At 72.2% G+C, this 3089-nt stretch carries 3 protein-coding genes; 1 reads left to right on the top strand and 2 read right to left on the bottom strand.

The annotated features are described in order from the left end of the window. Positions 1 to 840, bottom strand: an 840-nt coding sequence (locus C1I97_RS34180) for an IS701 family transposase (protein WP_111006878.1), incomplete at its 3' end; no start/stop codon positions are given. A gap of 111 nt (positions 841 to 951) precedes the next feature. Between C1I97_RS34180 and C1I97_RS34175 the strand changes: the two genes are divergently transcribed. Then, a complete protein-coding gene (locus tag C1I97_RS34175) occupies positions 952 to 2181 on the top strand; it encodes an IS701 family transposase (RefSeq protein ID WP_111006877.1) in 1230 nt (409 codons plus the stop codon). A 138-nt stretch (positions 2182 to 2319) separates the two neighbouring features. Here C1I97_RS34175 and C1I97_RS34170 read toward each other — a convergent pair. Continuing rightward, a partial coding sequence (locus tag C1I97_RS34170) for an IS5 family transposase (protein WP_111006876.1) occupies positions 2320 to 3089 on the bottom strand: 770 nt, incomplete at its 5' end.

Genomic DNA, 3089 nt, shown 5'->3' with positions numbered 1-3089 from the left:
GTCGAAGATCAGGTTGGCGGGCAGTCTGGCCGCGGCCCAGTCATAGACGCGCGGGCCCTTGTCCCCGTCCCCGCAGGACAGCCGCTGCCAGGCATCACCGGGTGCTTCCTCGATGAGCTGGTCGATGCGCCAGATGCCCGCCAGTGACTTGATCTGCTGGGACTTGGGCACGGCGACGACGTAGCCGAGGCCGAGTTGCTCGAGCAGGCGGCGGAAGTGCCAGTCCTGGCCGTAGGCCTCGTCGGCGGTGACCCAGGCGGCGGGCAGGCCGGCCGCCAGGCAGCGGCGGACGATGTCCCGGGCCAGTTCCCCCTTGGTGGCAAAGCCGCGTTCGTCGGGGATCTTCGCCGCCCGGCAGCGGTCACGATCGGACGTCCAGGCTTTCGGCAGGTAGAGCTCCCGGTCCACCAGGGCTCGGCCCGAGCCGGTGGCGTAGGCGGCGAACACCCCGATCTGGCAGTTGTCGATCTTCCCGGAGGTGCCGGTGTACTGCCGGCCCACCCCCGCCGAGGTGGTGCCCTTCTTGATGAACCCGGTGTCGTCGATGATCAATACCCCGCCCGGGCCGAGCCGTTCGGCGACATAGTCGCGGACATCGTCTCGGACCGCATCGGCGTCCCACCGGGCGCCGTTGAGCAGGTGCTGCAGACCTGCCGGGTCGTGGTGGCCGGCCCACTCGGCCAGCTGCCAGCCGTTCTTGCGTCCCACCGGCGCCAGCAGACCGCGGACGTAGTCCCGCATCCGCCGACGCAGGTCCACGCGGGCGAACCGGCCCGCCACCCGCGCGAACACGGACTCCAACTCACCCTGCCACTGGTCGACTTCAGCTATCGCCTCCATACCCGGACAACGACAACCACCAGCTCAGGACACGAAATCTCACTGGAGTATTAGTAGGGCTTGGTTATCTTGGAAGGTGGACGGCGTGTCGACCTCGCGGAGGTGAGGGCCATGACCCCGCTGGAGCTTGCCGAGGTCCGGGACCGGTTGGCGGCGTTCGCGGCCGAGGTGTTCGCCCCGCTGGGACGGTCCGACCAGCGGCGGTGGGGTGAGCGGTACGTGCGCGGGCTGCTGGGCGAGGGCCGGCGCAAGTCGATGGAGCCGATGGCCGCCCGGCTGGGGGTGGACCGGCAGGGGCTGCAGCAGTTCCTGGCCGACTCCCCGTGGCCGCACCCGATGGTGCTGGCCGAGCTGGCCTGGAAGATGGAACCGGTCATCCGCCCGGCCGCCTGGGTCATCGACGACGTGTCCTTCCCCAAGGACGGGCACGCCTCGCCGGGGGTGGCCGCGCAGTACTGCGGGGCGCTGGGCAAGACCGCCAACTGCCAGGTCGCGCCGAGCGTGCACCTGGTCACCGATGCCGCCTCGTGCCCGGTCAACTGGCGGCTGTTCCTGCCCGAGGAGTGGGACCCCGCGCGGGCCGGCGAGCCCGAGCGGGCCGCCCGGCGCAGGCTGCGGGCCCGCATCCCCGACGATGTCGGGCACGTGCCCAAATGGCAGCTGGCCCTCGACATGGTCGACGAGCTGCGCTGCTGGGGGCTGGATCCGCCGCTGGTGGTGGCCGACGAGGGCTACGGGCAGGACGGCGCCTTCCGCCTGGCGCTGACCGAGCGCGGCATCCCCTACGTGGTCGGGGTGCGCTCGGACACCGCGGTGCTGCCCGGGACCGCGCAGCGCATCGCCCCGCCGTGGTCGGGCACCGGCCGCAAGCCGGTGCCGCGCTACCGCGACCGGCCCGTCTCGGTACGGGAGTTGGTCACCGGCGGCGGACGCGGTGCGCTGCACCGCGTCACCTGGCGCACCGGCAGCAAGGGCCCGCTGCGCGCGCGGTTCGCCGCGCTGCGGGTGCGCCCGGCCGGGGTGCGGCTGCGCCGGGCGTACCGGGGCGAGGACCTGCCGGTGTGCTGGCTGCTGGCCGAGTGGCCGGCCGGCGAGGAGGAGCCCACGAAGTACTGGCTGTCCACCCTGCCGGCGGACATCCCGCTGCGTCGGCTGGTGCGGCTGGCGAAGATCCGCTGGCGGGTGGAGCACGACTACCGGGAGCTGAAGACCGCCCTGGGACTGGGCGACTTCGAGGGCCGCACCTACCAGGGCTTCCTGCGGCACCTCACCCTGGCCTCGGTCGCCCAGGCGTTCTGCACCCTGGAGCGGCTGTCCCCAAGGGCAGCGGCCGCGGCCTGACGACCTACCAGGTCGTGGCCGCGCTGCAGGTCCTGCTGGCCTGCTGGGCGGGGCGGTGCCCGCTGTGCCGGACACCGCTGCCCTCACTCCGACACGCCAGAGCATCACCTACCTGACCAAGCCCTATTAGGGGTCCTTTCAGAATGCTGGGTGCTTGCGGGCGAGGGTCATGCAGTGGGCGAGTTGGAGGAAGGCGTCGTGCATGTCGTCCCGGGTCTCCCAGCGGGTCCGTAGGCGGCGGGGGCCGTGGAGCCAGGCAATGGCGGACTCGGCGACCCACCGGATGCGGCCCAGGCCCGAGCCGTGCGGCTGTCCGCGCCGGGCGATCTTCGGGACGATGCCGCGCTCCCGCAGACGGCGGCGGTAGCTGTCGTGGTCGTAGCCGCGGTCGGCATACAGCGCGCGGGGCTTGCGCCGGGGCCGGCCCCGCTTGCCCCGCACCGGCGGCACACCGTCGACCAGCGGCAGGAGCTGGGTGACATCGTTGCGGTTGCCGCCGGTCAGCGACACCCGCAGCGGGGTGCCGTGTGCGTCGGTCAGCACGTGGTGCTTCGAGCCCGGCCGCCCGCGGTCAACCGGGCTCGGACCGACTTTTGGGCTGCTGCGTCCCCGCTTGGCCGGCACATGGGAGGCGTCGATGGTGGCGCAGGAGAAGTCCAGGCGGTCGGCCTCCCGCAACCGGTCCAGCAGCACCCGCTGGAGGTCGTTCCACACACCGGCCTGCTGCCATTCGGCCAGCCGCCGCCAGCAGGTGGAACCGGAGCCGAACCCCAACTCCTGCGGCAGGTACTCCCATTGGATGCCGGTGTAGAGGACGAACAGCACACCCTGCAGCGTCTTGCGGTCATCGATCCGCTTGCGTCCCGGGTGCCGGAGCCGCCGCTCGTGCTTCGGCAGCAGCGGCTCGA

It is taken from the genome of Streptomyces sp. NTH33, assembly GCF_003236365.1.
Lineage (GTDB): Bacteria > Actinomycetota > Actinomycetes > Streptomycetales > Streptomycetaceae > Streptomyces.
The sequence above is the reverse complement of the archived record's forward strand: the minus strand, read 5'-3'. Positions and strand labels throughout refer to the sequence as shown.

Bases quoted from the DNA above. Each gene is read 5' to 3' on its own strand.
- C1I97_RS34175 (WP_111006877.1), top strand. From the start codon at position 952: ATGACCCCGCTGGAGCTTGCCGAGGTCCGGGACCGGTTGGCGGCGTTC.